The following is a 23,914-nucleotide window of genomic DNA, read 5'->3' as shown; positions in this document are numbered from 1 at the left end:
CCGGCGCGTCGCAAGTCGCGGGCTCAGGAATGCCCCTCTAGGGTGGCCGTCATATGAGCCCGCGACCGGCCCCATGGCTCCGCGGCGTCTCCGCCGAGTCGACGGAACGTCACCAGAAGATGCCAGTGGCGCTTTTCGTGTGACTCCGGAGGGTGCCGGATTGGCTTTCCCGCCGCTGGTGGGGGCAGGATGCTCAATTGGGCGCGAGGGTCTGACAGCAGACCCGGGTCCGGGGACTGTCCGAGGGCCCTGGCAGCATCGGCTTCGATCTCACGCCTCACAGGCAAGAAGAACACGGGAGTAACAACATGAACCGCAGTGAGCTGGTGGCCGCGCTGGCCGACCGCGCCGAGGTGACCCGCAAGGACGCCGACGCCGTGCTGGCCGCTCTCGCCGAGACGGTCGGCGAGGTCGTCGCCAAGGGCGACGAGAAGGTCACCATCCCCGGCTTCCTGACCTTCGAGCGCACCCACCGTGCCGCTCGCACCGCTCGTAACCCGCAGACCGGCGACCCGATCCAGATCCCGGCCGGCTACAGCGTGAAGGTCTCCGCGGGCTCCAAGCTCAAGGAAGCCGCCAAGGGCAAGTAAGAGCCCCTGAGCGACAGGGCGGCCACCCCGGGACGGGGGTGGCCGCCCTTTGCTGTTCGCACAGGCCGTGGCAGGGCCTCGTGGCCCGGAAACGCGAGGGCGCCGGTCGGCTGGATCCAGCCGACCGGCGCCCTCGCGGACAGGACCCCGGGCCTCAGACCGTCGCCCCCCGCGGCAGCTCCACCTTGGCGCCCAGCTCCACGAGCTTCTCCATGAAGTTCTCGTAGCCCCGGTTGATCAGGTCGATCCCGTGCACCCGCGACGTCCCCTGCGCCGCCAGCGCCGCGATCAGGTACGAGAAGCCGCCCCGCAGGTCGGGGATGACCAGATCCGCGCCCTGGAGCTTCGTCGGGCCGGACACGACCGCCGAGTGCAGGAAGTTCCGCTGGCCGAAGCGGCAGTCCGAGCCGCCCAGGCACTCCCGGTACAGCTGGATGTGGGCACCCATCTGGTTGAGCGCGGACGTGAAGCCGAGGCGCGACTCGTACACCGTCTCGTGGACGATCGACAGCCCCGCCGCCTGCGTCAGCGCCACCACCAGCGGCTGCTGCCAGTCGGTCTGGAAACCGGGGTGCACGTCCGTCTCCAGCGCGATCGCGTTGAGGGAGCCGCCCGGGTGCCAGAAGCGGATGCCCTCGTCGTCGATCTCGAAGGCGCCGCCGACCTTGCGGTAGGTGTTCAGGAAGGTCATCATCGAGCGCTGCTGCGCGCCGCGCACGTAGATGTTGCCCTCGGTCGCCAGCGCAGCCGACGCCCAGGACGCCGCCTCCAGGCGGTCCGACAGCGCCTTGTGGTTGTAGCCGCCCAGCTTGTCGACGCCGGTGATCCGGATCGTCCGGTCGGTGTCCATCGCGATGATCGCGCCCATCTTCTGCAGCACGCAGATGAGGTCCTCGATCTCCGGCTCGACGGCCGCGTTGGACAGCTCGGTGACACCCTCCGCCAGCACCGCCGTCAGCAGCACCTGCTCGGTCGCGCCGACCGACGGGTACGGCAGCCGGATCTTGGTACCGCGAAGCCGCTGCGGCGCCTCCAGGTACTGTCCGTCTGCCCGCTTGTCGATCTTCGCGCCGAACTGCCGCAGCACGTCGAAGTGGAAGTCGATCGGCCGGCCGCCGATGTCGCAGCCGCCCAGACCCGGGATGAAGGCATGGCCGAGCCGGTGCAGCAGCGGGCCGCAGAAGAGGATCGGGATCCGCGAGGAGCCCGCGTGGGCATCGATGTCAGCGACGTTCGCGCTCTCGACGTGCGTCGGGTCGAGCACCAGCTCGCCGGGCTCGTCGCCGGGTCGTACGGTCACACCGTGCAGCTGCAGCAGTCCGCGCACCACCCGCACGTCGCGGATGTCGGGCACATTGCGCAGCCGGCTCGGCTCGCTGCCGAGCAGCGCGGCGACCATAGCCTTCGGCACCAGGTTCTTGGCGCCGCGGACGCGGATCTCGCCCTCCAGCGGGGTTCCGCCGTGGACAAGCAGTACATCGTCTGTGCCGGTCATGAATCTCGCGTTCCGGAGGGTCCCCCCAGCGGAGGCGAGGGGGAGGTCGGGCAGGGCCAGGGAAAAGGTTAAGGCCCACCTACCCCTGCTGGGTAAGGCCAAGGGGGGCAGCCATGCGTAATGAATTCGGCACAATACGTTCCGTTCCGGCGCGCTTGCGGACGGTTACCGTCCGTTTGCTGTCGGTCCCGCGCCCTCCCGCCGCCGCAGTGCGCCCTGAGCTGCGCCGGTTCACACTCCGCCGCTCGCGCCCCGCGGAGGGCGAAGATGCGGGATCATGTCTCCCATGACCGAGGTGTCCTCCCTCACAGGGCGGCTGCTCGTCGCCACTCCGGCCCTCGCGGATCCGAACTTCGACCGCGCGGTGGTGCTCCTCCTCGACCACGACGAGGAGGGCTCTCTCGGCGTGGTCCTCAACCGGCCCACCCCGGTCGGTGTCGGCGACATCCTGGAGCCCTGGGCGGGCCTGGCCGGGGAGCCCGGCGTGGTCTTCCAGGGCGGCCCCGTCTCGCTCGACTCCGCCCTCGGCCTCGCCGTCATCCCCGGCGACGAGGGCCCGCTCGGCTGGCGGCGGGTGTACGGGGCGATCGGCCTCGTCGACCTGGAGGCGCCGCCCGAGCTGCTCGCGGCCGCCCTCGGCTCCCTGCGGATCTTCGCCGGGTACGCGGGCTGGGGCCCCGGCCAGCTGGAGGACGAGCTCGGCGAGGGTGCGTGGTACGTGGTCGAGTCGGAGCCCGGTGACGTGTCCTCGCCGAGCCCCGAGAACCTGTGGCGGGCGGTCCTGCGGCGCCAGCGGAACGAGCTCGCGATGGTCGCCACGTACCCGGACGACCCTTCGCTCAATTGAGAGGGCACAGCAGTGGGCGGGGCGGCGTCGCGGGCCCATGGCCGTCGCCCGGCTGCGTTGTCGTCAGTCGCCATGGCTCCGCCATGGCTCCTTTCTCTGCCTTGCCGTGCTCGGCCCTGGCCCCGCTCCTTTTCCCGCCCCGCCCGCTGCCGTGCCCTCACCCGTCGCCCTTCAGTACCCTTGGCACTTATGAGCACTCTCGAGCCCGAGCGCGGGGCAGGTACGGGCACCCTCGTAGAGCCGACACCGCAGGTGTCGCACGGCGACGGTGACCACGAGCGCTTCGCCCATTACGTCCAGAAGGACAAGATCATGGCGAGCGCCCTCGACGGCACTCCCGTGGTGGCACTGTGCGGAAAGGTCTGGGTGCCGGGGCGCGACCCCAAGAAGTACCCGGTCTGTCCGATGTGCAAGGAGATCTACGAGTCCATGGGCCCCGGCGGCGACAAGGACAAGGGCGGCAAGGACAAGTAACCCGGTCAGCCGGTCCTTTCCGTATCCGGACGGCCCCCGAGGTGCGCTGCGGCGCGCCCCGGGGGCCGTCCGCCGTTGCACGGGCTGCACCGGCCGGTCACAGAGTGGTTGAGACCTCTTGTCGGTGTGTTGGGGCGGCCCTAACCTCCTGCGTGTCGCGCCTGTTGTGCAGTGCGAAACGAACGTTGCACATGCTGCAACGCCAAGTGGGAGGGGTCCCGTCCTGTGAAGCTCTCTGCCCGAATAGCAGCCCCGGTCACCGCACTTGCCCTGGCCGGTCTCACCGCCACCGCGTGCGCCCCGCAGACCTCCGACAACAGCGCCAGGGCCGACGAGAAGAGCGGCACGCTCCGCGTATGGCTCTTCCAGGAGGTCAGCAACAAGCCCAAGGAACAGGTCGTCGACGCGGCGATCGCCTCCTTCCGCGCCCGGCACAAGGACACCGAGGTCGAGGTCGAGTACATCCCCGTCGACACCCGCGCCCAGCGGATCAAGGCGGCCTTCAACGACCCCGCGAGCGCGCCCGACCTCATCGAGTACGGCAACACCGACACCGCCGGATACGTCAAGGACGGCGGACTCGCCGACATCAGCGCGGAGTTCAGCGCCTGGGACGAGGCGAAGGACACCGACCCGACCGCGAAGCGGTCCGTCACGGTGGACGGCAAGGTCTACGGCGCCCCGCTCCTCGTCGGCATCCGCGCGCTGTACTACCGGACCGACGTCTTCGAGGAGCTCGGCGTCCAGCCCCCCAAGACCCAGGCCGAGCTCGCCTCCACCGCCAGGAAGATCCACAAGGCGAAGCCGGAGCTGTACGGGATCGCCGTCGGCGGCGCGTACACGTACGGCGCGATGCCGTTCATCTGGGCGAACGGCGGCGAACTCGCCACGGAGGGCGGCGGTACGTACAAGGCGGCCGTCAACAGCCCCGAGGCGCGCAAGGGCATCGAGGCGTACACCTCGCTCTTCGGCGACGACAACTGCCCGGCCGCCAAGTGCGCGTCGATGGGCGGCAACGCGACCGTGACGGCGTTCGCCTCCGGCAAGGCGGCGATGGCGATCGGCGGTGACTTCAGCCACGCGGCGGTCGAGGCGGGTTCGGTGAAGGGCAAGTACGCCGTCGTCCCGCTGCCCGGCAACACGCCCGGCTCCATCGCCCCGGCCTTCGCGGGCGGCAACAACATCGGCGTCCTCAAGAGCAGTTCGCACCGCACGCTCGCCGTGGACCTGATGAAGTCGCTGACCGGCAAGGAGACCCAGGGCAAGCTGTTCGACGCGATGGGCTTCCTGCCCACGTACACCGACGTGCGGGCGCAGGCGGCCACGAAGGAGCCCTTCGTGAAGCCCTTCATCGACACCCTCGCCGCCGGCACCAGGTTCGTCCCGGCATCCCCCGGCTGGGGCCAGATCGACGCGTCCCTCGTCCTGCCGACGATGTTCCAGGAGATCGTCAGCGGCAAGAAGGACGTGGCCGCTGCCTCGGACGAAGCGGCGAAGAAGATGGACGCGGCGTTCGCGTCAGCGAGCTGAGCGATGACGCACCGCACGCCGGGGGCCGCCGCCCCCGAGCCCGCCGGACCGGAGCCCGCCGGACCGGAGCCCGCCACCCCCGAGCCCGCCGGACCGGAGGCCGCGCGTTCCGGCCCGCGCGGCCGGGCCGTGCCCGAGCCGGATGTGCCGCCCTCCCGGGCGGAAGACCGGAGCCTGCCCGCACCCCGACCGGAACCGGCGTCGCCCGGTGACCCGCCTGCGAGCCTGTCCGGCGCTGCGGAAGCCCTGCGGCCGGAGCACCGGGCCCTTGCAGCACCCGGGAACGCGCGTGGTGCCCGGCGGGCGGGGGCGCCGGGGCGCCGCGCGGGACTGACGCCGTGGCTCTACCTGGCCCCCGCCCTGGCCGTGCTGGGCGGGCTGCTCGTGTACCCCATCTACCAGCTCGGGCTGATCTCCTTCCTGGAGTACACCCAGGCCCAGGTCAGCGGTGGTGAGCCCACCTCGTTCCAGGGCTTCGGCAACTACACCGCCCTCTTCGGCGACGGCCGGTTCTGGCAGGTCCTCCTCGCCACCGTCCTCTTCGCCGCCGCGTGCGTCGCCGCCACGCTCGCCGTCGGCTGCGCCCTCGCCGTACTGCTCACCCGGATCCGCGCCCTGCCCCGGCTCGCCCTCATGCTCGCCGCGCTCGGGGCCTGGGCGACGCCCGCGGTCACCGGGTCGACCGTCTGGGTCTTCCTCTTCGACCCCGACTTCGGGCCCGTCAACAAGGTGCTCGGACTCGGCGACTTCTCCTGGACGTACGGCCGCTACAGCGCCTTCGCCCTCGTCCTCCTCGAGGTCGTCTGGTGCTCGTTCCCGTTCGTGATGGTCACCGTCTACGCCGGCATCAGGGCCGTTCCCGGCGAGGTCGTCGAAGCGGCCTCGCTCGACGGCGCCTCGCAGTGGCGGATCTGGCGCTCCGTGCTGGCGCCGATGCTGAGGCCCATCCTCGTCGTCGTGACGATCCAGTCCGTCATCTGGGACTTCAAGGTCTTCACACAGATCTATGTGATGACCAACGGCGGCGGAATCGCCGGCCAGAACCTCGTCCTCAACGTCTACGCCTACCAAAAGGCGTTCGCGTCCTCGCAGTACAGCCTGGGTTCCGCCATCGGCGTCGTCATGCTGCTGATTCTGCTCGCCGTCACACTCGTCTATCTGCGGCTGCTGCGCCGTCAGGGGGAGGAACTGTGAACGCGCTTTCCCCGCGTTTCCGCATTCGCCGACCATGGCGTCTGGCCGCCGAGGCGACCGCCCTCGCCGTCGCGGCCGCCGTCGCCTTCCCGCTCTACTGGATGGTCCTCTCCGCGCTCAAACCGGCAGGTGAGATCCAGTCCACCGAGCCCCGCCCCTGGACGCTCGCCCCGTCCCTCGACTCCTTCCGCCGCGTCTTCGAACAGCAGGAATTCGGCCGCTACTTCCTCAACAGCCTCTTCGTCGCCGGCTCGGTCGTGCTCGCCTCCGCGCTCATCGCCTTTCTCGCGGCGACGGCGGTGACGCGATTCCGATTCCGGTTCCGCACCACACTGCTGATCATGTTCCTGGTCGCCCAGATGGTGCCGGTCGAGGCGCTGACCATCCCGCTCTTCTTCCTGATGCGGGACTTCGGTCAGCTCAACACCCTCGGCGCGCTGATCCTGCCGCACATCGCCTTCTCCCTGCCGTTCGCGATCTGGATGCTCCGCGGATTCGTCAAAGCGGTGCCGGAAGCCCTGGAGGAGGCCGCGTACATCGACGGCGCGAGCCGGTCCCGTTTCCTCTGGCAGATCCTCTTCCCGCTGGTCTTCCCCGGCCTGGTCGCGACGAGCGTCTTCTCGTTCATCTCGGCCTGGAACGACTTCCTCTTCGCGAAGTCGTTCATCATCAGCGACACCTCGCAGTCCACGCTGCCGATGGCCCTGCTGGTCTTCTTCAAGCCGGACGAGAACGACTGGGGCGGCATCATGGCGGCGTCCACCGTGATGACGATCCCGGTGCTCGTCTTCTTCGTCCTCGTCCAACGACGCCTGGTTTCGGGGCTGGGCGGAGCGGTGAAAGACTGACGCCATGACCTCCATGGATCTGATCCCGGCGCCGAACGCGGTCCAGTGGCGGGCCGGCGGCCCCGGTCGCCTCGCGCTCGACGGGGACACCAGGCTGGACGCACGGCCGGGCACCGAAGGCGTGGCGCGCTGGCTGCGCACCGCGCTCGGCGCGGCAACGGGGCTGCCCCTCGCCGACGGCGAGGGCCCGCGCAGCATTCTGCTGCGTGTCAGCGCGGACGTGGAGCGGGAGCTCGGCCCGGAGGGCTACCGGCTGTCCACGGACGGATCCGTCGAGGACGTCGCCGTCGTCGTCGAAGGAGGCAGCCCCGCAGGGGTGTTCTGGGGTGCCCAGACGCTCCGGCAGCTGCTGGGGCCCGACGCCTACCGCAGGGCGCCCATCGGCCCGGCCGGCCAGGACCGGGACGTCCCGATGGTCACCGTCGAGGACTCACCCCGCTTCCGCTGGCGTGGTCTCATGCTCGACGTCGCCCGCCACTTCCTCCCCAAGGACGACGTCCTCCGCTATCTCGACCTCCTCGCCGCCCACAAGCTCAACGTCTTCCACTTCCATCTCACCGACGACCAGGGCTGGCGCATCGAGATCAAGCGCTTTCCCCGTCTCACCGAAGCGGGCGCCTGGCGCTCGCGGACGAAATGGGGTCACGGGGCGTCGGAGCTCTGGGACGAGACACCGCACGGCGGTTACTACACCCAGGACGACATCCGCGAGATCGTCGCCTACGCCGCCGAGCGGCACATCTCCGTCGTCCCCGAGATCGACATCCCGGGCCACTCGCAGGCCGCCATCGCGGCGTACCCGGAGCTGGGCAACACCGACGTCGTCGACACGGCCTCCCTTTCGACAAGGGACTCCTGGGGCGTCAGCGCGAACGTGCTCGCCCCGACCGACACCACCCTCCGCTTCTACGAAGGCGTCTTCGAGGAGGTCCTCGACCTCTTCCCGGCCGACACCTCCCCGTTCGTCCACATCGGCGGCGACGAGTGCCTCAAGGACCAGTGGAAGCAGTCACCGGCCGCCCAGGCACGCATCAAGGAACTCGGCCTCGCCGACGAGGACGAGCTCCAGTCCTGGTTCATCCGCCACTTCGACGGCTGGCTGACCGCCCGCGGCCGCCGCCTCATCGGCTGGGACGAGATCCTCGAAGGCGGCCTTGCCCCCGGCGCCGCGGTCTCGTCATGGCGCGGCTATGCCGGCGGGATCGCCGCCGCACGGGCCGGACACGACGTCGTCATGTGCCCCGAGCAGCAGGTCTACTTCGACCACCGGCAGGCACCCGGCGACGACGAGCCGATGCCCATCGGATACGTCCGCACACTGGAGGACGTCTACCGCTTCGAACCCGTTCCGCCCGAGCTGGCAGGAACTCCCGCGGGCGCACACGTCCTCGGCACCCAGGCCAACGTCTGGACCGAGGTCATGCAGGACCGCACCCGCGTCGACTACCAGGTCTTCCCGCGCCTCGCGGCCTTCGCCGAGGTCGCCTGGTCCGCGCTCCCCGCCCCCGCCGAGCGCGACTTCGCGGATTTCGACCGGCGAATGGCGGCCCACTACCGGCGCCTTGACGCGCTCGGCGTCGACTACCGGCCGCCCGGTGGCCCCTTGCCGTGGCAGCGGCGCCCCGGGGTGCTCGGACGCCCGATCGAGGGGGCGCCCCCAATCGTGTGAGCCCGCCCCCGAGAGGGGTGTCACGCGTACGGGTCCCTGCGACTGTGGAGGGCCTTCGGACCGACGGGCCCCCTCGGGGCGTCCGGGGCCGAGGGCCACCACGAGGAAAGTCGTACAAGCCGCACCGAGCAGCGCCAATCCGCATGTGAGGGCAAGGGTGCGGCAAAGGTGCGACAAAACCGGACGATTCCCCTTCCGTGGGAGCTCCGGGACGGATGTGCCCTTCGTGGACCCTCGCGTCGGACCGGTCGGAAGATGTGCCAGAGTTGCCACGTCCGGGCTGTGAGCACGTACGGTACGGCAACACAGGCGGACAGCCGGGACACCGGGAAGGGGCAGCTGGGTTGACCACGCACGCACCGCAGGCGGCGCAGTCCGTGACGCTGCCGGTCTCGCTCGATGAGGCCGTGGCGGCGCTCACCGCCATGCCCGCCGCCGTGCCGGTCGCGGGCGGTACGGACCTGATGGCGGCCGTCAACAAGGGCCGGCTGCGGCCCGCCGGCCTCGTCGGTCTCGGCCGTATCAACGAGATCCGCGGCTGGCAGTACCAGGACGGCCACGCACTGCTCGGCGCCGGTCTCACCCACGCCCGGATGGGCCGCCCCGACTTCGCCGCGCTCATCCCCGCCCTCGCCGCCTCCGCGCGCGCCGCCGGCCCCCCGCAGATCCGCAACGCGGGCACCCTCGGCGGCAATATCGCCACCGCCGCCCCCACCGGCGACACCCTGCCCGTGCTCGCCGCCCTGGAGGCGGACCTGGTCATCGCGGGCCCGGGCGGCGCCCGCCGCGAGATCCCCGTCTCCCATCTGCTCGCGGGCCGCGAGATGCTCGGCCCGGCCGAGCTGATCGGCTTCGTCCGCGTACCGCTCCTGCACGCCCCGCAGGTCTTCCTCAAGGCCACCGGCCGCACCGGCCCCGGCCGCGCGACGGCGTCCGTCGCCGTCGTCCTCGACCCGGCCAGACGCGGGGTGCGCTGCGCGGTCGGCGCGATCGCCCCCATGCCGCTGCGCCCGCTGGAGGCCGAGCGGTGGATCGCCTCGCTGATCGACTGGGACGGCGAGCGCGGCCTCGCGGCCGAGGCGCTCGCGGCGTTCGGGGAGTATGTGGCCGCTGCCTGCATCCCGGATCCGCAGGGCGACGATCAGATGCCGCCCGCGATCCAGCACCTGCGGCGCACGGTCGCCGCGCTGGCCCGACGAGCACTGGGGAGGGCGCTGTCGTGAGCACCGAAGAGAACGGCCCGGCCCCTTCGCGGCAGCAGTACGAGGGCGGCTGGCAGCCCATCCCGCAGGGCGAGTACGACGCCGACGCCACGGCCTTCGTCCAGCTGCCCCCGGACGGCGCCCTGGACACACCGCTCGCGGCACCCGGCCACGGGTACGTACCGCCGCAGTTCACGCCGCACGCCCAGCAGGCTCCGGGTGCGGGCACGGACCCGGCGGCGGTGGGCTCCTGGACGGTGCCGCCGCAGCACGAGCCAGTGCCCGAGCCTGCCGGGCAGCAGGACCAGGACCCGCACGCCACGGGTCACTGGAGCTTCCCCGAGGCCGAAGCGGCGGCCGGCGGGCCGAGCGAGCTGACCGGCCAGTGGACGATCCCGGTGGCCCAGGGGGATCTTCCGGACGAGTCGGGCGAGTTCACGACATCGGTGCTGGCCTCCCAGTGGGGCGGCGGCGCCCCTCCGGCCACGCTGCCGGGCGGCGCGCCGGCGCCCTGGGCGACGGCGCCCGAGACCCCGGAACCGCCCGCGGAGCCCTCCGCTCCGCCGGCCTACCCGGCGACGCTGCCCGGCGGGGCGCCCGCGCCCTGGGCGACGGCGCCCGAGACGCCCGAACCGGCGCCGGTGCCTGTGCCGGTGCCGGTGCCGGACGAGCCTGCCGGGGCGGGGTCGCCCGAGGCCGCCGCCGGACCGGAAGCGGTCGTACCGGAACAGGCCGCCGGTCCCGAGGCGGCCGAGGCCGACGCCGGGGAAGCGGCCGGGCCCGAGGAGCCCGCCGCACCCACCGCCCGCGCCGTCAACGACGAGCACCCCCACACCTCGTACGTCCTCCGCGTGAACGGAGCGGACCGCCCCGTCACGGACGCCTGGGTCGGCGAGTCCCTCCTCTACGTGCTGCGCGAGCGCCTCGGCCTCGCCGGCGCCAAGGACGGCTGCTCGCAGGGCGAGTGCGGCGCGTGCAACGTCCAGGTCGACGGCCGCCTCGTCGCCTCCTGCCTCGTACCCGCCGCCACGGCGGCCGGCTCCGAGGTCCGCACCGTCGAGGGCCTCGCCACCGACGGCGAGCCCTCCGACGTCCAGCGCGCCCTCGCCAAGTGCGGCGCCGTCCAGTGCGGCTACTGCATCCCGGGCATGGCCATGACCGTCCACGACCTGCTGGAGGGCAACCACGCCCCCACGGAGCTGGAGACCCGCCAGGCGCTCTGCGGCAACCTGTGCCGCTGCTCCGGATACCGCGGCGTTCTCGAAGCCGTGCGCGAGGTCGTCACCGAGCGCGAGGCGAGCGCCGCGGCGGCGGCAGCGGCGGCCGAGTCCGACGACGAGCAGACCGCCGAGCAGGCCCGTATCCCGCACCAGGCGCCCCCGGGTGCGGGTAGTGTGCAGCCCCACCCGCACGACGGAGGCATGGCGTGAGCAAGGACGCGGCCACCACCCTGACGACGCCCCAGGCGGGCGACGGCACCCAGCAGGACCCCCGGCAGGAGCCGCCCACCCACGGCCTCGGCGCATCGCTCCCGCAGGCCGACGCCCGCGCCAAGACCGAGGGCACCTTCCCCTACGCCTCCGACCTGTGGGCCGAGGGCCTGCTGTGGGCGGCGATCCTGCGCTCTCCGCACCCCCACGCCCGTATCACCTCCCTCGACACCAGCGGCGCCACCGACATGCCGGGCGTGCACGCGGTCATCACGCACGAGGACGTCCCGGGCGACACCGCGTACGGCCGGCGGATCGCCGACCGGCCCGTCTTCGCCTCCGAGACCGTCCGCCACCACGGCGAGGCCATCGCCGCCGTCGCGGCCGACCACCCCGACACGGCCCGGCTCGCCGCCGCCGCGATCACCGTCGAGTACGAGGTGCTCGAACCGGTCACCGACCCCGAGAAGGCGTTCGCCGCCGACCCCCTGCACCCCGACGGCAACCTGATCCGGCACATCCCGCTCAGCTTCGGCGACCCCGAGGCGGCAGGCGAGACGGTCGTCGAAGGGCTGTACCGGATCGGCCGCCAGGACCCGGCCCCCATCGGCGCCGAGGCGGGCCTCGCCGTCCCGCGCCCCGACGGCGGCGTCGAGCTGTACACCGCGTCCACCGACCCCCACACCGACCGCGACCTGGCCGCCGCCTGCTTCGGACTGCCGCCGGAGCAGGTGAAGGTGGTCGTCACCGGCGTCCCCGGCGCGACGGGCGACCGCGAGGACCCCGGCTTCCAGATCCCCCTCGGCCTGCTGGCGCTGAGAACCGGCTGCCCGGTCAAGCTCACGGCCACCCGCGAGGAGTCCTTCCTCGGCCACGCCCACCGCCACCCCACCCTGCTCCGCTACCGCCACCACGCGGACGCCGACGGCCGCCTGGTGAAGGTGGAGGCCCAGATCCTGCTGGACGCGGGCGCGTACGCCGACGCCTCCTCGGAGTCGCTCGCCGCGGCCGTCGCCTTCGCCTGCGGCCCGTACGTCGTCCCGCACGCCTTCATCGAGGGCTGGGCCGTCCGCACCAACAACCCGCCCTCCGGCCATGTGCGCGGCGAGGGCGCGATGCAGGTGTGCGCCGCGTACGAGGCCCAGATGGACAAGCTCGCCGCGAAACTGGGCCTCGACCCCGTCGAGCTCCGCCTCCGCAACGCCCTCGCGACCGGCGACATCCTGCCCACCGGCCAGACCGTCACCTGCCCCGCCCCGGTGGCCGAACTGCTCGCCGCCGTACGGGACTTCCCCCTCCCGGACCTCCCCATGGACACCCCCGAGGAAGCCTGGCTCCTCCCCGGCGGCCCCGAAGGCGCGGGCGAACCGGGCGCGGTGCGCCGCGGCGTCGGCTACGCGCTCGGCATGGTCCACATGCTAGGCGCCGAGGGCGCCGACGAGGTCGCCACCGCGACCGTCAGGGTCCGGGACGGCGTCGCGACGGTCATCTGCGCGGCCGTCGAGACCGGCCAGGGCTTCTCCACCCTCGCCCGCCAGGTCGTCCAGGAGACCCTGGGCATCGACGAGGTCCACGTCGCCCCGGTCGACACCGACCAGCCCCCGGCGGGCCCGGCCGCGCACGGCCGCCACACCTGGGTCTCGGGCGGAGCGGTGGAGCGCGCGGCCAAGATGGTCCGCACGCAGCTTCTGCAGCCGCTGGCCCACAAGTTCGGCATGTCCACCGAGCTGCTCCAGATCACCGACGGCAAGATCACCTCGTACGACGGCGTCCTGTCCACCACGGTCACCGAGGCCATGGACGGCAAGGAACTCTGGGCCACCGCCCAGTGCCGCCCCCACCCCACCGAACCCCTCGACGACCACGGCCAGGGCGACGCCTTCGTCGGCCTCGCCTTCTGCGCGATCCGCGCGGTCGTCGACGTCGACATCGAACTCGGCTCCGTCCGCGTCGTCGAGGTCGCCGTCGCCCAGGACGTCGGCCGCGTCCTCAACCCCGCCCAGCTGGCGGCCCGTATCGAGGCCGGCATCACCCAGGGCGTCGGCACGGCCCTCACCGAGAACCTCCGCACCGCCCGCGGCCTCGTCCGCCACCCCGACCTGACCGGCTACGCCCTCCCCACCTCCCTCGACGCCCCCGACATCCGCATCGTCAAACTCGTCGAGGAACGTGACGTGGTGGCCCCCTTCGGCGCCAAGGCCGCCAGCGCGGTCCCGGTCGTCACCACCCCGTCCGCCATCGCCTCCGCGGTCCGCGCGGCCACGGGCCGCCCGGTCAACCGCCTCCCGATCCGGCCGCAGGCGGCGGTGGCGGTTCCGTCCAACTCGTAAGCGGTTTGGGTCAATTCGTCTCCGTGTGATCCACGTTGCACCTGCAATGCCGAGGTGCGCGGTGTCAGTGCTGGTGACTACAGTGATCCCCGAAGACTTGTGTGTTGAACGGGGAGGGGTCGTTGCGCATGGCGACGGACTGGGATGCGATGTCGGGTGAGGAGCGTTCGCTACGGGCGGTCAATCCGGCGATGGCGTCGGCGCTGTACGACCCGGAGTCGATGGTGTCGTTCAAGAAGCGGGTCGACAAACTGCTCACCAACCTCCGCGATTCCCCCGCCGGCCCCAAGCAGGTGGAGTCGGATGCCGCCAGCCCGGAACACTTCGGCGGCGGGGGCGGCAAGTGGACCGAGGCCGCCGGCCTGTCCGGCGCGTACGGGACCGTCATCGAGCAGCTGACGAAGCTCTCCCAGCTCCTCTCCGACTCCATGGAGGGCATGGGCATCGCCGTCGTCGCGTCCAAGGACGGCTTCGAGGCCATGGACGAGGACGTCCGTCGCCGCATGGTGGCCATCAGCACGCGCACGAAGGCCGAATACGACTTCGACAAGGACCCGGTGGCCCAGCAGCTGGCACGGGAGCGGGCCCAGGAAGCGGCCCGGCGCAAGCACGAACAACCGGCCGCGGAAGGCCAGCAAGGGGACACCGCCGGCGCCGGCGGTATGCAGTAACCGGTCGGGAACCACGGGGATAGAAGGCGACGAAGCAATGGCCCAGAAAGACGGCGGCGGTGGCGGGGGCAGGACCAACTTCTCCAGCATGTCCCACGAGGAGATGCTCGAGTGGCTCGACCAGGCCAGCAGTTTCCAAGTACAGGCAGCGTCCGACCGCTTGGCCGCGGCGTCGTTCGAGCTCGGCGAGATCGCTCAGCAACTGAAGTTCCGCCCCGAGCGGGTGGAGTGGAAGGGCGAGGGCCAGCAGGCGTTCATCGACTGGGGCGCGAGCCTCGCGAGCGCCACCCAGCGCCTGGCCGACTACAGCGACGAGGCGTCGCGGTGGATGAGCCGCGCGTCGAACGCCATCGCCGAGGCCCAGAGCTCGATCCCGCGCTACACGACCAAGGAACAGGCACAGGCGAACCTGAACGCGGCGGCGTCCGCGCCGAACGACCCGGACTCGCGGACGATCGGACCGAAGGCACAGGCCGAGCTGGCGGCTTTCGCGGAGGCGAAGGAGAAGAACCGCCTGGAAGCGGCCGAGACGATGAGTCGGCTCGGGAAGAACTTCGAGGAGTCGTCGGCGCAGATGCGAGGGTTGGAGGTGCCGACGTTTCAGCCGCCGCCGAAGCGGTTCGTTCCGGATGACAGGGGCGTTGACAGCGGACTGAACGAGCAGCGGTCCGGCGGCGCTGGTGGGGCAGCCGGACCAGCCGCGGCAGGGTCGGTTGCGTATGCCTCAAGGGGCGAAGTCGACTCCGCCCCGACAAGCAGCGCTGAAAAGTCGGCGCATTCCGTGAGCAGCCTTCGACCCGAGCAGCCCGCATCAATGGAGATCGACAGCGTGGCGACTCTCCCTCCGGCGACGGCTCCTGTGAGCGGTCCGGCCGATACTCGGATCCCCGGGGGACGACCAGACAGCGGTCTGACTCTGCCACCCGTGGTGCTGCCGCCTGCACTCGGTGGTACGAGCCCTGTGAGCGGAGCGCGGCCGGTCGGAGGCATGGGCCCGACCCTGCCCGGACAAGGATCGTCCGGTACAGGCTCCGCAGGCCGGATGCCGCGCGATGGTGGCATCGTGGGTGGGCGCCCCGTTCCGCCCGGATCCGGTAAGGCGATGGGCGGGATCCCTCGTGGCACCGTCATCGGTGCCGAGGGTACGCACGGCCGTATGCCGATGAGTGGTCAAGGCGCCGGCGGCGTGGGCGGAACGAGTGCAGGCCAGAGTGGCCTTGCCGGTGGTCGACGCCTCGCAGGCGAGACGGGTGGGATCGTCGGCGGACGTCCCGCCCAGCCAGGAAGGACGAGCGCTCGCCCGTTCACGCCTGGTGGTTCCGGCCTCGTGCGCTCAACTCCTCATGGTGAAGCAGGACACGGGGCCGGCATGGCGGGACGCGGTGCCGGGACATCACGTGGTCAGGAGCCGCGTCGTGACGCACAAGGCGAGCGTCCTGACTACCTCACCGAGGACGAGGAGACCTGGCAGCAGACCAGCCGCCGAGTCGTCCCTCCGGTCGTCGACTGACCCATCACAACCATGAGCAAGAGGAACTGGATGCGTGCCAGCAGCTTTCACATGAGCCGAGCCCACACCTCCGTTGCGGCGGCGCTTGGACTCTTGCTGGTCGGTTCTGCTGCCATTCCAGCACATGCCGACTCAATCCGGTCACGTCAGTGGCATCTCGACGCCATGGGTGCAGATGAGATCTGGAAGGTCAGTACCGGCAAGGGAGTGACCGTCGCCGTCGTCGACTCAGGTGTGGACGCTACGAATGGCGACCTCTTGGGCCAGGTGCTGAAGGGTAAGGACCTGGCTCCGGATGAAGCCGGTGACGAGCGCACTGACTATGACGGTCATGGCACAGGTATGGCGGGCCTCATCGCCGGTACGGGGCAGAGCGGTGGGGGAGATGGCGCATACGGTCTTGCGCCGGGGGCCAAGATCCTGCCGATCCGCCTTCCCGACGCGGAATGGGCAGGAAACACTCCAGCCAAGATCAAGGAATTCAACCGCATTGCTCCTGAAGCGATCAGATATGCCGCCGATGAGGGTGCCCAGGTCATCAACATCTCGCAGAAGGTGCTTGAGGGGTCGCCGGAGCTCACTGCAGCGGTGAAGTATGCCTTGGGCAAAGGCTCATTGATCTTTGCCGGTACGGGCAACGATGGAGACGACTCACCGGGCTACCCGGCCAGCACCCCCGGAGTCGTCGGAGTCGGCGCCATCGGCAAGGACCTGAAGAAGACGGACGAGTCCCAGTGGGGACCGCAAGTGGACTTCGCCGCCCCTGGGGAGGAGATGGTCGCAGCCTGTGGTGGTGCGACCGGCATCTGCAGGACCCACGGCACCAGCGACGCCACCGCCCTCGCCTCCGCCACCGCCGCCCTGATCTGGTCCAAGCACCCGGAGTGGACCAACAACCAGGTCCTCCGCGTCATGCTCAACACGGTCGGCGCCCCGACAAGCGGCAACAAGCGCAACGACTACATCGGTTACGGCGCCGTCCGCCCCCTCCGCGCCCTGAAGACCCCCGGCGACCCCGGTCCTGCCGACGTCTATCCGCTCCCGGACCTGGCAGCGGCTGAGCCCAAGTCGCCTTCTCCTGAGGCGTCCAAGCCAGGGGGCGGCTCGGAGTCGGCGACCGACGACAAGCCGACCACTGCGGCCCAGGCATCCGGTGGCGACAACACCACCCTCTGGATCGGCATCGGCATCGGCGCGGCTGTCCTCGTCGGTGCCGGAATCGCCGTACCCGTGGTCCGTTCCCGGCGTGGGTGAGGAGGGCTCGCCGTGACCGGCGTCATCGTCACGTTCTTCGCACTCACCGCCTTCTTCGTCGTTCTCGGCTGCGTCGATCAGCGCCGTCTCTACTGGCGCTTCACCGCCTGGCGCTACCGCAACCCCGAAGCGAACGAGCCCTCGGACGTCGCCTACAACCGCGGCCGCATCCTTGCCTTCGGCATCGCCGGCGTCATGCTCTTCTCGGCGTGCGGGGCGATGAACTTCGCCGACGACTCCTCATGGAGCGGCGACGAGCTGGGTGACGTCGTGGAGGCGGCTGCCGAGTCGATCGAGGCCGAGACCCACTCCACGAGTGGCGGGGCGTCCCTCGTCGAAGAGGCCCTCCGCGATGCCGCCGAAGGGGAAGGGCCCTACTACAAACTGCACGTGGAGACGGCAGGCGGCGACAGCTATCTGGTGACCACCGACACCGGTGAGCACCCCTTCTGCCTCAGCATGACGTCCTCGGAGTCCGGCGGCTTCGCGGTCCCTGGGGCCGATGGCTCGACCACGGTCGTACCCGAATACGCTCTCGCGGTCTCCGTCGACGAGGGCAGGTGCTGAATCCCGGATTGTTGTGCGTATTTCGTGCTCAAGTCCGATCGGCGCGGGGCTGCTCAGGGTGCGCCCCTAGGGTGATGTCGGCCGGAACTGCACGGCTCCAGGTGGTTGCGACCAAGGGGGAATCATGTCGTTCGACGAAGAGTGGACATCAGCTCGCGCTGCGGCCACAGCTAATGTCGGCATGCGTCTGAATCAGGTGGACGGAGGCTCCTCCAGTGGTGGGGGCGCTTCTGACTACAAAGTCACCTCACCCGATCTGAAGGCCATCGGGAATGAGGCTCAGGAGCTCTACCACTGGTTCGAAGTGGATGCCTTTCATGCCGGGGCCCAGACAGACACGGCTGCCACCAGCCTCGATCAGGACGGGTTTCAGACCGGATCAGCCCTCTGGACTCTCTGGGATACGTGGCGTACGCAGTCAGAGACGCTGCTGAGTGCTTGCGCACACATCCACAATCATCTGGAGGACACGGTCATCAGTCATGCGAACCACGAGGAAGTACTGGTGACCAACTTCTCCATGTCCGAAATCACCAAGCACTTCAGCTGAGGAGGAGCCATAGATGCTGAAATTTGATCAGGTCCTCCATGCCAGGCTCGGCAGTCTGAAGGAAGCTGTAACGGACTGGTCCGAGGTGATCACCAAGCTGGAGAAGGCCGAGGACAAGGCTGTAGACGGCCTTCGCAGAAAGGCCGAGAAAGCCGACTGGGCCGGCGAAAACGCAGGCGTGACCCGAGAGTTCGTGACAAAGACTGCCAAGGAGTTCGGAGACGCGCTCAAGGAAGCGACCAGCATCAGGAATATCCTGAGGGACGTTCATGGCGAGTTCCAGGCCGCGAAGGGTGACCTGGAGAAGCTGGTCGAGAGCGCTCCGGGCAAGGGGATCAGAATCGGGGCCGACGGCGTGGTCGGCTATCTGGTCCATCCGGACAGCCGGAGCAAGGACTACGACGGTCCAAAGCCGGAACAGGCTGACTTCGATGCCATGCGATCCGCGATCAAGAAGGCCGTCGACCGCGCCAACGAAGCCGACGACGTCGCCTCCCGCGCCCTGCGATCGCTGGCAGGCAAGGGCAAGCACAACTTCTCCGACACGAGCTTCGACGGACTGAAGGACGCCGCGAAGACACAGGACGCCGAGGACGCGAGGCTCGCCTACGAGCTGTACAAGAAGGGCGACGACGCAACCCCGGAAGAGATCGACAAGCTCAACAGGCTGTTCAAGGACAACGCGGACGACAGGTTCTTCGCCGAGCGCTTCGCCTTGGAGGTCGGCCCGAAGGGCTCGATGGAGTACTGGGCCGACATGGGCGACCCCAGCGACGGCTCGCGCCTCGGTGCTGACCACAGTGACAAGCTCAAAGAATTCCAGAAGAACTGGGGCCTTACGCTGGCCTCTGCGACCCACTCCACCAGTCCCGAGATGGAGCAGTGGAAGGCCGATGTCATCAAGGCCGGCAGCGAGCCGATCCAGACGCGCGGTTCGTCTCCGTACGGATTCCAGGTCATGAGCAACCTGATGCGAGTCGGGGACTACGACGACAAGTTCCTGCGTGACTACGGCAACGCGCTCGTTGTCACCGAGCGGAAGCTCACGTACGACGGCACTCTGCCTGCCAGTCGTGCCTGGGAGCGGATGCAGCCGTCCCATCTCAACTGGCTTGGTGGGGGTCTCGGGCAGGATCCCGTGGTCGGTTACATGGAAGCGCTCGGCCACAACCCGAAGGCTTCGACCGAATTCTTCAACAGCAACATCGATCTCACCCCGGACAACAGTAAGGACAACAAGAAGCTCGACGCGTTCGACTACTTCACCAAGGACCGTGAATGGCCCGAGGAGGTGAATGACAAGGGAGACAGGAGCAAGGAGCCAGGCTACAACGCCCTGGGACACGCCCTGGAGTCTGCGACCACGGGTCATCCGTACGATGCGCCGGCTGACGGCCTCAAGGACGTACGCACGGGCGAGAATGCCGAAGTAATGCAGAAGGTCGTCGAGCGTTATGGCAGCGATCCGAAGCACATGCACGAGCAGCCGGGCATGGATGACAGCCTGGGCAAGATGGGCGCAGCCTACATCGATGAGTTCAATCGATCACTGGAGCAGGACAGCGACACCATCATGGAGGAGAAGAAGAACTCCCCCTTCGGATACAGCAATGAGGACGGCACGTCGAAGTTCGGCGAGAAGTTCAACGCAGGTCTGCTGTGGAACCGGGGTGATGCGGTCAACTTCATGGGCATCGTTTCGCAGAGCGAGGTTGGCCATGGCCAGTTGTCCGCCGCGCAGATGCTGTACACGACCAGTGTCCTGGACGAGGTCGGCCCGAAGCCGGGCACTGATCTGACGGACGACCGGAATCTCACCGACGCACGGACCACGCTGAGGATCGGCGGCGAGGCGCAAGGCATCATGGATCAGTCGCGTATGGCGCAGATCGACAAGGATTACGAGAAGGACTCGGAGGAGCACAAGAAGGCAGTCGGCAAGACCACCGAATGGGTCAAGTTCGGTACGGGTGTCGTGGTTACCGGCGGCGTGGCAGCTCTTACTGGTGGTGCTGGCGGCGCACTCGTCCCGCTCGCGGCAGAGACAGCGGGAGGCGCCGTGGTGACATTCCTCGGCATGGAGGCCGCTGACATCGCGGAGAAGTACGAGAAGGACGAGCTTCTCAAGAAGAAGTCGGATGACCTCAAGAACGAGGCACTGGCGATGGGCAAGGACAACGCACTACTGCCCGGAATTGCGTACGCCAATGCTCCGGGGTGGAGCGAGAAGGACTCCAACTACCTTGATGAGCAATTGGTGGAAAACGTCAGGAATGCGCGCATGAATGCGCGGGACAACGCCCTCCCCGACCCGTATGAGAAGAAGTGACATGTCGGCCACTCTGAGAAGGATCGTACTGCCCGCCGTACTCGTTGCGATGGTGACGGCCGGCTGCTCCTCCGGCACTGACGGCGGAGAGGAAGACCGCGGCCTACCGGCCGACGAGGTTTGTGGTGCCTTCGCAAAGGAACCCCAGCCCTCTTCCGCACTCAAGGCCATCGCGGGCGAAGGGAACTTCACCAGCGACCTTTCTGAGCCGGAAAAGGTGATCGGGTCTCTGCGCGATGCCGCCCGTACGGATCAAGGTGCGAAGACGCGTACGCAGCCCATCCCCTTCTGCTGGCTTCTGCCCGCCAAGGGTGGCGAGTGGGACTTGCAGGTCACGTTCCGCGAGGCTTTGAGTGTTCCCGAACGAGATACTCGGCTCCAGGAGACCGTCACCTATTTCACCACCGGCGAGAGGGCGTCATCGTCCGACAGTCTTGCGTCGGTCTTCTTCGCTTGCCGCATGAAAGATCCTGCTCACGAGATCTTCATCCAGGCGCAGCTTGAAGCTCCGGGAGTGAACGAGGTCCCGGAGAAGGAGCGCAGGGCTCACCAGGTCACCGTCGCCAATGCTGCCGCACGCAAGGTGGCCTCCGATCTCGGCTGCCAGAACGACACCAAGCTGGTGAGCGGTGTGCCGACCCCGGAGCCCGGTCAGTAGGTGAGAACCCCTCCGTCGCGTGAAGACAGCGATGATCGGCTTCTCCGCCAGTCCTGCCAGGTCGAGGGCTCTTGATGAAGGGCGCCATGACAGGGAGTCGGCGCTGTAGTCACCACTCTGATCTGGAGGACAGCCATCGCCTGCGACGGCGACAACTGAGAGAGCGCCGTGACGCGGCCGCCGAGCCCCGCGACGGAGGGGGAGCGCTGTGGCGGCGCCGTCGAAGATTGGCGGTTCGCGCACCGTCGCCCGCGCTCAAGCACTCGTCGTGAGAACTGAGGCCGACGAGGTGCGCGGACCGGCCTCGTCGGGTTGATCGTCGGGAGGAGGTGACCACCCTGCGCTACGAGGGTGGCCACGTCCATCCAGAGGCCGTGACCGGATTCGAACCGGCGTAACCCGCTTTGCAGGCGAGTCCCTGAGCCACTCGGGCACACGGCCGTGTCTGTCGTACGCATCGACCGTAGGGGCGCCGCGCAGCCGTGCTCAAGGGGATGGCCGGGGCTGCAATGCGACTGCCATACGCCGTTCACGCGCGTTCATGGGCGGCCGGGCGCCGGGCGCTCGGGTGCTCGGGTCGTAGGGCCAGAGGATGAGCTGAGCCCGGTCCCCGGACAGGGGCGATTCTGTGGTGTGCCACTTACTCTGGTGGCCATGCCCTCTCTCCGCACACACCAGGCCGACGGCGACGTCGAAAGAGACGCCGGCGTGCCCGGCGGCGTCCTCGGCCGGGAGCATCGCTCTCTCAGTATCGGCATCGTGTCCGTCGTTCTGCTGATCGCGTTCGAGGCGACTGCCGTCGGGACGGCCATGCCGGTTGCCGCGCGGGAGCTGCGGGGGGTGGAGCTGTACGCGTTCGCGTTCTCGGCGTACTTCACGACGAGTCTCTTCGGGATGGTGGTGGCCGGCCAGTGGGCCGACCGGCGGGGGCCGCTGGGGGCTATCGGGGCCGGGATCGGGGCGTTCGCGGTGGGGCTGGTGGTCGCGGGGACGGCCGGGGCGATGTGGCCGTTCATCGTGGGGCGGGCCGTGCAGGGGCTGGGCGGCGGGCTGGTGATCGTGGCGTTGTACGTCGTGGTCGGCCGCGCCTATCCGGAGCGGCTGCGGCCGAAGATCATGGCCGCTTTCGCCGCGAGCTGGGTGGTGCCGTCCGTGGTGGGTCCGCTGGCGGCCGGGACCGTCACCGAACAGCTTGGATGGCGCTGGGTGTTCATCGGCATCCCCGTGCTGGTCGTCGCACCGCTCGCGCTCGCGCTGCCCGAGATACGGCGCAAGGCGTCCGGGCCGGTCGACCCGGGGGCGCCGGCCCCGGCGTTCGACACCCGGCGCATCCGGCTCGCGCTCGGGATATCGACCGGGGCCGCGCTGCTCCAGTACGCCGGCCAGGACCTGCGGTGGCTGTCGGTGCTCCCGGCCGTCGCGGGCGCGGCGCTGCTCGTGCCCGCCACGCTGGGGCTGCTGCCTCGGGGCACCTACCGGGCGGCCCGCGGTCTGCCCTCGGTCGTCCTGCTGCGCGGCGTCGCGGCCGGGTCCTTCATCGCTGCCGAGTCCTTCGTACCGCTGATGCTGGTCACCCAGCGCGGGCTGTCGCCGACGCTCGCGGGTCTGTCGCTCGCGCTGGGCGGGGCGACGTGGGCGCTCGGGTCGTACGTCCAGTCCCGGCCGCGCGTGGAGCCGTACCGGGAACGGCTCACCGTCCTCGGCATGGTGCTGGTCGCGACGGCGATCGCGGCCGCGCCGAGCGTGCTGATCGCGTCCGTGCCGGTGTGGATCGTGGCCGCCGCATGGGGGTGGGGCTGCTTCGGCATGGGCCTGGTGATCTCGTCCACGAGCGTGCTGCTGCTGAAGCTGTCGGCGCCGGAGGAACAGGGCGCGAACTCCGCCGCCCTCCAGATCTCCGACGGACTGTCGAACGTCCTGCTCCTTGCGGCGGGCGGCGCGGCGTTCGCCGCGCTCGGCGGAGGAGCGGTGGGCGGCCACGCGGTGTCGGCCACGGGCGGCTCCCACCCGGCCGCCTTCACCGCCGTCTTCCTGCCGATGGCGGGGGTGGCGCTGGTGGGGGCGTGGGTGGCGACGCGGCTGCGGGCGGCGCCGGTGGCCGGGTGACACTGGGTGGTACCAAGCGGTACCGTACGGAGTATGGCTGGTCTGAACGTGAGGTTCTCCGAGGAAGAGCTGGACGCCCTGCGCAAGCGTGCCGAGGCGGAGGGCCGCAGCATGCAGTCGTTCGCCCACGACGCGGTGATCAGGGCTATAAACGAACACTCCCGGCTGTTCAACGAGGCGGCCGAGCATGTGCTGAAGGTGAGTGAGGAGCTGAACCGGAGGCTCGCCTGATGCACTACCTCACGCTGCCCGAGTTGCTCAATCTCGCCGAGCGGCTCGGTGCCTCAGAGGTGCGGGACTACGGTCTGCTGGATTCGGCGCTCGCCCGCCCCCAATCGAGCGTGTTCGGCCAGGACGCGTATCCGGATGTGTGGCAGAAGGCGGCCGCACTGATGGAGTCGATCGCCCGCAATCACGCCCTCGTCGACGGCAACAAGCGCCTGGCCTGGTACGCCACCTGGGTCTTTCTGCACATGAACGGTCATCCGCTGGACGCGGGGTTCGACGTGGACGACGCCGAGCAGTTCGTCCTGGACGTCTGCCAGGGGGCGCTCGACGTGCCCAAGATCGCCGCGCAGCTGCCGCGGTTCGCGCGCTGACCCGCCGCTGTGACGCTTGCCGCACCCGCGGGGGATACGGCCTCGTACGGCCCGATCCGCG

At 69.7% G+C, this 23,914-nt stretch carries 21 protein-coding genes and 1 tRNA gene; 20 read left to right on the top strand and 2 right to left on the bottom strand.

The genetic code is table 11. The features are described 5' to 3' along the window. Positions 1-308 precede the first annotated feature (308 nt). Positions 309-590, top strand: a complete 282-nt coding sequence (locus KK483_RS12805) for an HU family DNA-binding protein (RefSeq protein WP_004571953.1) — start codon at positions 309-311, stop codon at positions 588-590. Positions 591-744: 154 nt separating this feature from the next. Here the strand turns inward: KK483_RS12805 and murA are convergent, their stop codons facing one another. Next, entirely contained in the window at positions 745-2,085 is a 1,341-nt protein-coding gene (gene murA, locus KK483_RS12800) for a UDP-N-acetylglucosamine 1-carboxyvinyltransferase (protein ID WP_262005360.1), read from the bottom strand. A gap of 286 nt (positions 2,086-2,371) precedes the next feature. Here murA and KK483_RS12795 point away from each other — a divergent pair, with 286 nt between their 5' ends. The 16 genes from KK483_RS12795 to KK483_RS12720 all read left to right on the top strand — a co-directional run bounded on the left by KK483_RS12795 (position 2,372) and on the right by KK483_RS12720 (position 21,148). Then, positions 2,372-2,932 (top strand): YqgE/AlgH family protein, encoded by a 561-nt coding sequence (locus KK483_RS12795; RefSeq protein ID WP_262005359.1) that lies wholly within the window; start codon positions 2,372-2,374, stop codon positions 2,930-2,932. A 189-nt stretch (positions 2,933-3,121) separates the two neighbouring features. Continuing rightward, entirely contained in the window at positions 3,122-3,406 is a 285-nt protein-coding gene (locus KK483_RS12790; RefSeq protein ID WP_242337145.1) for a DUF3039 domain-containing protein, read from the top strand. Between the two features lie 225 nt (positions 3,407-3,631). After that, positions 3,632-4,936 (top strand): extracellular solute-binding protein, encoded by a 1,305-nt coding sequence (locus KK483_RS12785; protein ID WP_262005358.1) that lies wholly within the window; start codon positions 3,632-3,634, stop codon positions 4,934-4,936. A 3-nt stretch (positions 4,937-4,939) separates the two neighbouring features. After that, a complete protein-coding gene (locus KK483_RS12780) occupies positions 4,940-6,130 on the top strand; it encodes an ABC transporter permease subunit (RefSeq protein ID WP_262005357.1) in 1,191 nt (396 codons plus the stop codon). Beyond that, positions 6,127-6,978, top strand: coding sequence for a carbohydrate ABC transporter permease (locus tag KK483_RS12775; RefSeq protein ID WP_262005356.1), 852 nt, complete (start codon positions 6,127-6,129; stop codon positions 6,976-6,978). The genes KK483_RS12780 and KK483_RS12775 overlap by 4 nt, the downstream gene beginning before the upstream one ends. Before the next feature lie 4 nt (positions 6,979-6,982). After that, the gene (locus KK483_RS12770) at positions 6,983-8,647 is read left to right on the top strand and encodes a beta-N-acetylhexosaminidase (protein ID WP_262005355.1); all 1,665 of its coding nucleotides are present in this window, start codon (positions 6,983-6,985) and stop codon (positions 8,645-8,647) included. Positions 8,648-8,991: 344 nt separating this feature from the next. After that, on the top strand, positions 8,992-9,870 hold the full coding sequence (locus KK483_RS12765) for a xanthine dehydrogenase family protein subunit M (protein ID WP_262005354.1): 879 nt from the start codon (positions 8,992-8,994) through the stop codon (positions 9,868-9,870). Then, complete coding sequence (locus tag KK483_RS12760; protein WP_262005353.1) at positions 9,867-11,279, top strand: 2Fe-2S iron-sulfur cluster-binding protein; 1,413 nt, start codon at positions 9,867-9,869, stop codon at positions 11,277-11,279. The genes KK483_RS12765 and KK483_RS12760 overlap by 4 nt, the downstream gene beginning before the upstream one ends. Continuing rightward, on the top strand, positions 11,276-13,609 hold the full coding sequence (locus KK483_RS12755) for a xanthine dehydrogenase family protein molybdopterin-binding subunit (protein ID WP_399013979.1): 2,334 nt from the start codon (positions 11,276-11,278) through the stop codon (positions 13,607-13,609). The genes KK483_RS12760 and KK483_RS12755 overlap by 4 nt, the downstream gene beginning before the upstream one ends. A gap of 128 nt (positions 13,610-13,737) precedes the next feature. Next, on the top strand, positions 13,738-14,280 hold the full coding sequence (locus KK483_RS12750) for a hypothetical protein (protein WP_262005352.1): 543 nt from the start codon (positions 13,738-13,740) through the stop codon (positions 14,278-14,280). A 37-nt stretch (positions 14,281-14,317) separates the two neighbouring features. Beyond that, the gene (locus KK483_RS12745) at positions 14,318-15,790 is read left to right on the top strand and encodes a WXG100 family type VII secretion target (RefSeq protein ID WP_262005351.1); all 1,473 of its coding nucleotides are present in this window, start codon (positions 14,318-14,320) and stop codon (positions 15,788-15,790) included. Between the two features lie 12 nt (positions 15,791-15,802). Continuing rightward, the gene (gene mycP / locus KK483_RS12740) at positions 15,803-17,044 is read left to right on the top strand and encodes a type VII secretion-associated serine protease mycosin (RefSeq protein WP_313878893.1); all 1,242 of its coding nucleotides are present in this window, start codon (positions 15,803-15,805) and stop codon (positions 17,042-17,044) included. A 12-nt stretch (positions 17,045-17,056) separates the two neighbouring features. Then, a complete protein-coding gene (locus KK483_RS12735; RefSeq protein WP_262005350.1) occupies positions 17,057-17,611 on the top strand; it encodes a hypothetical protein in 555 nt (184 codons plus the stop codon). A gap of 124 nt (positions 17,612-17,735) precedes the next feature. After that, positions 17,736-18,161, top strand: a complete 426-nt coding sequence (locus tag KK483_RS12730; protein ID WP_262005349.1) for a hypothetical protein — start codon at positions 17,736-17,738, stop codon at positions 18,159-18,161. A gap of 13 nt (positions 18,162-18,174) precedes the next feature. Next, the gene (locus tag KK483_RS12725) at positions 18,175-20,490 is read left to right on the top strand and encodes a hypothetical protein (protein ID WP_262005348.1); all 2,316 of its coding nucleotides are present in this window, start codon (positions 18,175-18,177) and stop codon (positions 20,488-20,490) included. Position 20,491: 1 nt separating this feature from the next. Continuing rightward, positions 20,492-21,148: a hypothetical protein gene (locus tag KK483_RS12720; RefSeq protein ID WP_262005347.1), complete on the top strand. Its 657-nt coding sequence runs from the start codon at positions 20,492-20,494 to the stop codon at positions 21,146-21,148. 369 nt (positions 21,149-21,517) lie between these two features. Here the strand turns inward: KK483_RS12720 and KK483_RS12715 are convergent. Beyond that, positions 21,518-21,589: transfer RNA gene (locus KK483_RS12715), tRNA-Cys, on the bottom strand. Positions 21,590-21,802: 213 nt separating this feature from the next. Here KK483_RS12715 and KK483_RS12710 point away from each other — a divergent pair. Genes KK483_RS12710 through KK483_RS12700 form a run of 3 tightly spaced genes read left to right on the top strand, consistent with a single transcriptional unit; the run spans position 21,803 to position 23,853 of the window. After that, complete coding sequence (locus tag KK483_RS12710; protein WP_262005346.1) at positions 21,803-23,254, top strand: MFS transporter; 1,452 nt, start codon at positions 21,803-21,805, stop codon at positions 23,252-23,254. A 33-nt stretch (positions 23,255-23,287) separates the two neighbouring features. Then, complete coding sequence (locus KK483_RS12705; protein WP_262005345.1) at positions 23,288-23,485, top strand: Arc family DNA-binding protein; 198 nt, start codon at positions 23,288-23,290, stop codon at positions 23,483-23,485. Beyond that, entirely contained in the window at positions 23,485-23,853 is a 369-nt protein-coding gene (locus KK483_RS12700) for a type II toxin-antitoxin system death-on-curing family toxin (RefSeq protein WP_262005344.1), read from the top strand. The genes KK483_RS12705 and KK483_RS12700 overlap by 1 nt, the downstream gene beginning before the upstream one ends. The last annotated feature ends 61 nt before the right edge of the window (positions 23,854-23,914 follow it).

The organism is Streptomyces sp. FIT100 (assembly GCF_024584805.1).
In the GTDB taxonomy this organism is placed as follows: Bacteria; Actinomycetota; Actinomycetes; order Streptomycetales; family Streptomycetaceae; genus Streptomyces.
This window is presented reverse-complemented; position numbering and strand designations above follow the sequence as displayed.

Excerpts from the sequence above, each read along its gene's own strand:
- KK483_RS12805 (WP_004571953.1), top strand. The coding sequence starts at position 309 with ATGAACCGCAGTGAGCTGGTGGCCGCGCTGGCCGACCGCGCCGAGGTG.
- murA (WP_262005360.1), bottom strand. The coding sequence starts at position 2,085 with ATGACCGGCACAGACGATGTACTGCTTGTCCACGGCGGAACCCCGCTG.
- KK483_RS12795 (WP_262005359.1), top strand. The coding sequence starts at position 2,372 with ATGACCGAGGTGTCCTCCCTCACAGGGCGGCTGCTCGTCGCCACTCCG.
- KK483_RS12790 (WP_242337145.1), top strand. The coding sequence starts at position 3,122 with ATGAGCACTCTCGAGCCCGAGCGCGGGGCAGGTACGGGCACCCTCGTA.
- KK483_RS12780 (WP_262005357.1), top strand. The coding sequence starts at position 4,940 with ATGACGCACCGCACGCCGGGGGCCGCCGCCCCCGAGCCCGCCGGACCG.
- KK483_RS12770 (WP_262005355.1), top strand. The coding sequence starts at position 6,983 with ATGACCTCCATGGATCTGATCCCGGCGCCGAACGCGGTCCAGTGGCGG.
- KK483_RS12750 (WP_262005352.1), top strand. The coding sequence starts at position 13,738 with ATGGCGACGGACTGGGATGCGATGTCGGGTGAGGAGCGTTCGCTACGG.
- KK483_RS12745 (WP_262005351.1), top strand. The coding sequence starts at position 14,318 with ATGGCCCAGAAAGACGGCGGCGGTGGCGGGGGCAGGACCAACTTCTCC.
- mycP (WP_313878893.1), top strand. The coding sequence starts at position 15,803 with ATGAGCAAGAGGAACTGGATGCGTGCCAGCAGCTTTCACATGAGCCGA.
- KK483_RS12730 (WP_262005349.1), top strand. The coding sequence starts at position 17,736 with ATGTCGTTCGACGAAGAGTGGACATCAGCTCGCGCTGCGGCCACAGCT.
- KK483_RS12725 (WP_262005348.1), top strand. The coding sequence starts at position 18,175 with ATGCTGAAATTTGATCAGGTCCTCCATGCCAGGCTCGGCAGTCTGAAG.
- KK483_RS12720 (WP_262005347.1), top strand. The coding sequence starts at position 20,492 with ATGTCGGCCACTCTGAGAAGGATCGTACTGCCCGCCGTACTCGTTGCG.
- KK483_RS12710 (WP_262005346.1), top strand. The coding sequence starts at position 21,803 with ATGCCCTCTCTCCGCACACACCAGGCCGACGGCGACGTCGAAAGAGAC.
- KK483_RS12705 (WP_262005345.1), top strand. The coding sequence starts at position 23,288 with ATGGCTGGTCTGAACGTGAGGTTCTCCGAGGAAGAGCTGGACGCCCTG.
- KK483_RS12700 (WP_262005344.1), top strand. The coding sequence starts at position 23,485 with ATGCACTACCTCACGCTGCCCGAGTTGCTCAATCTCGCCGAGCGGCTC.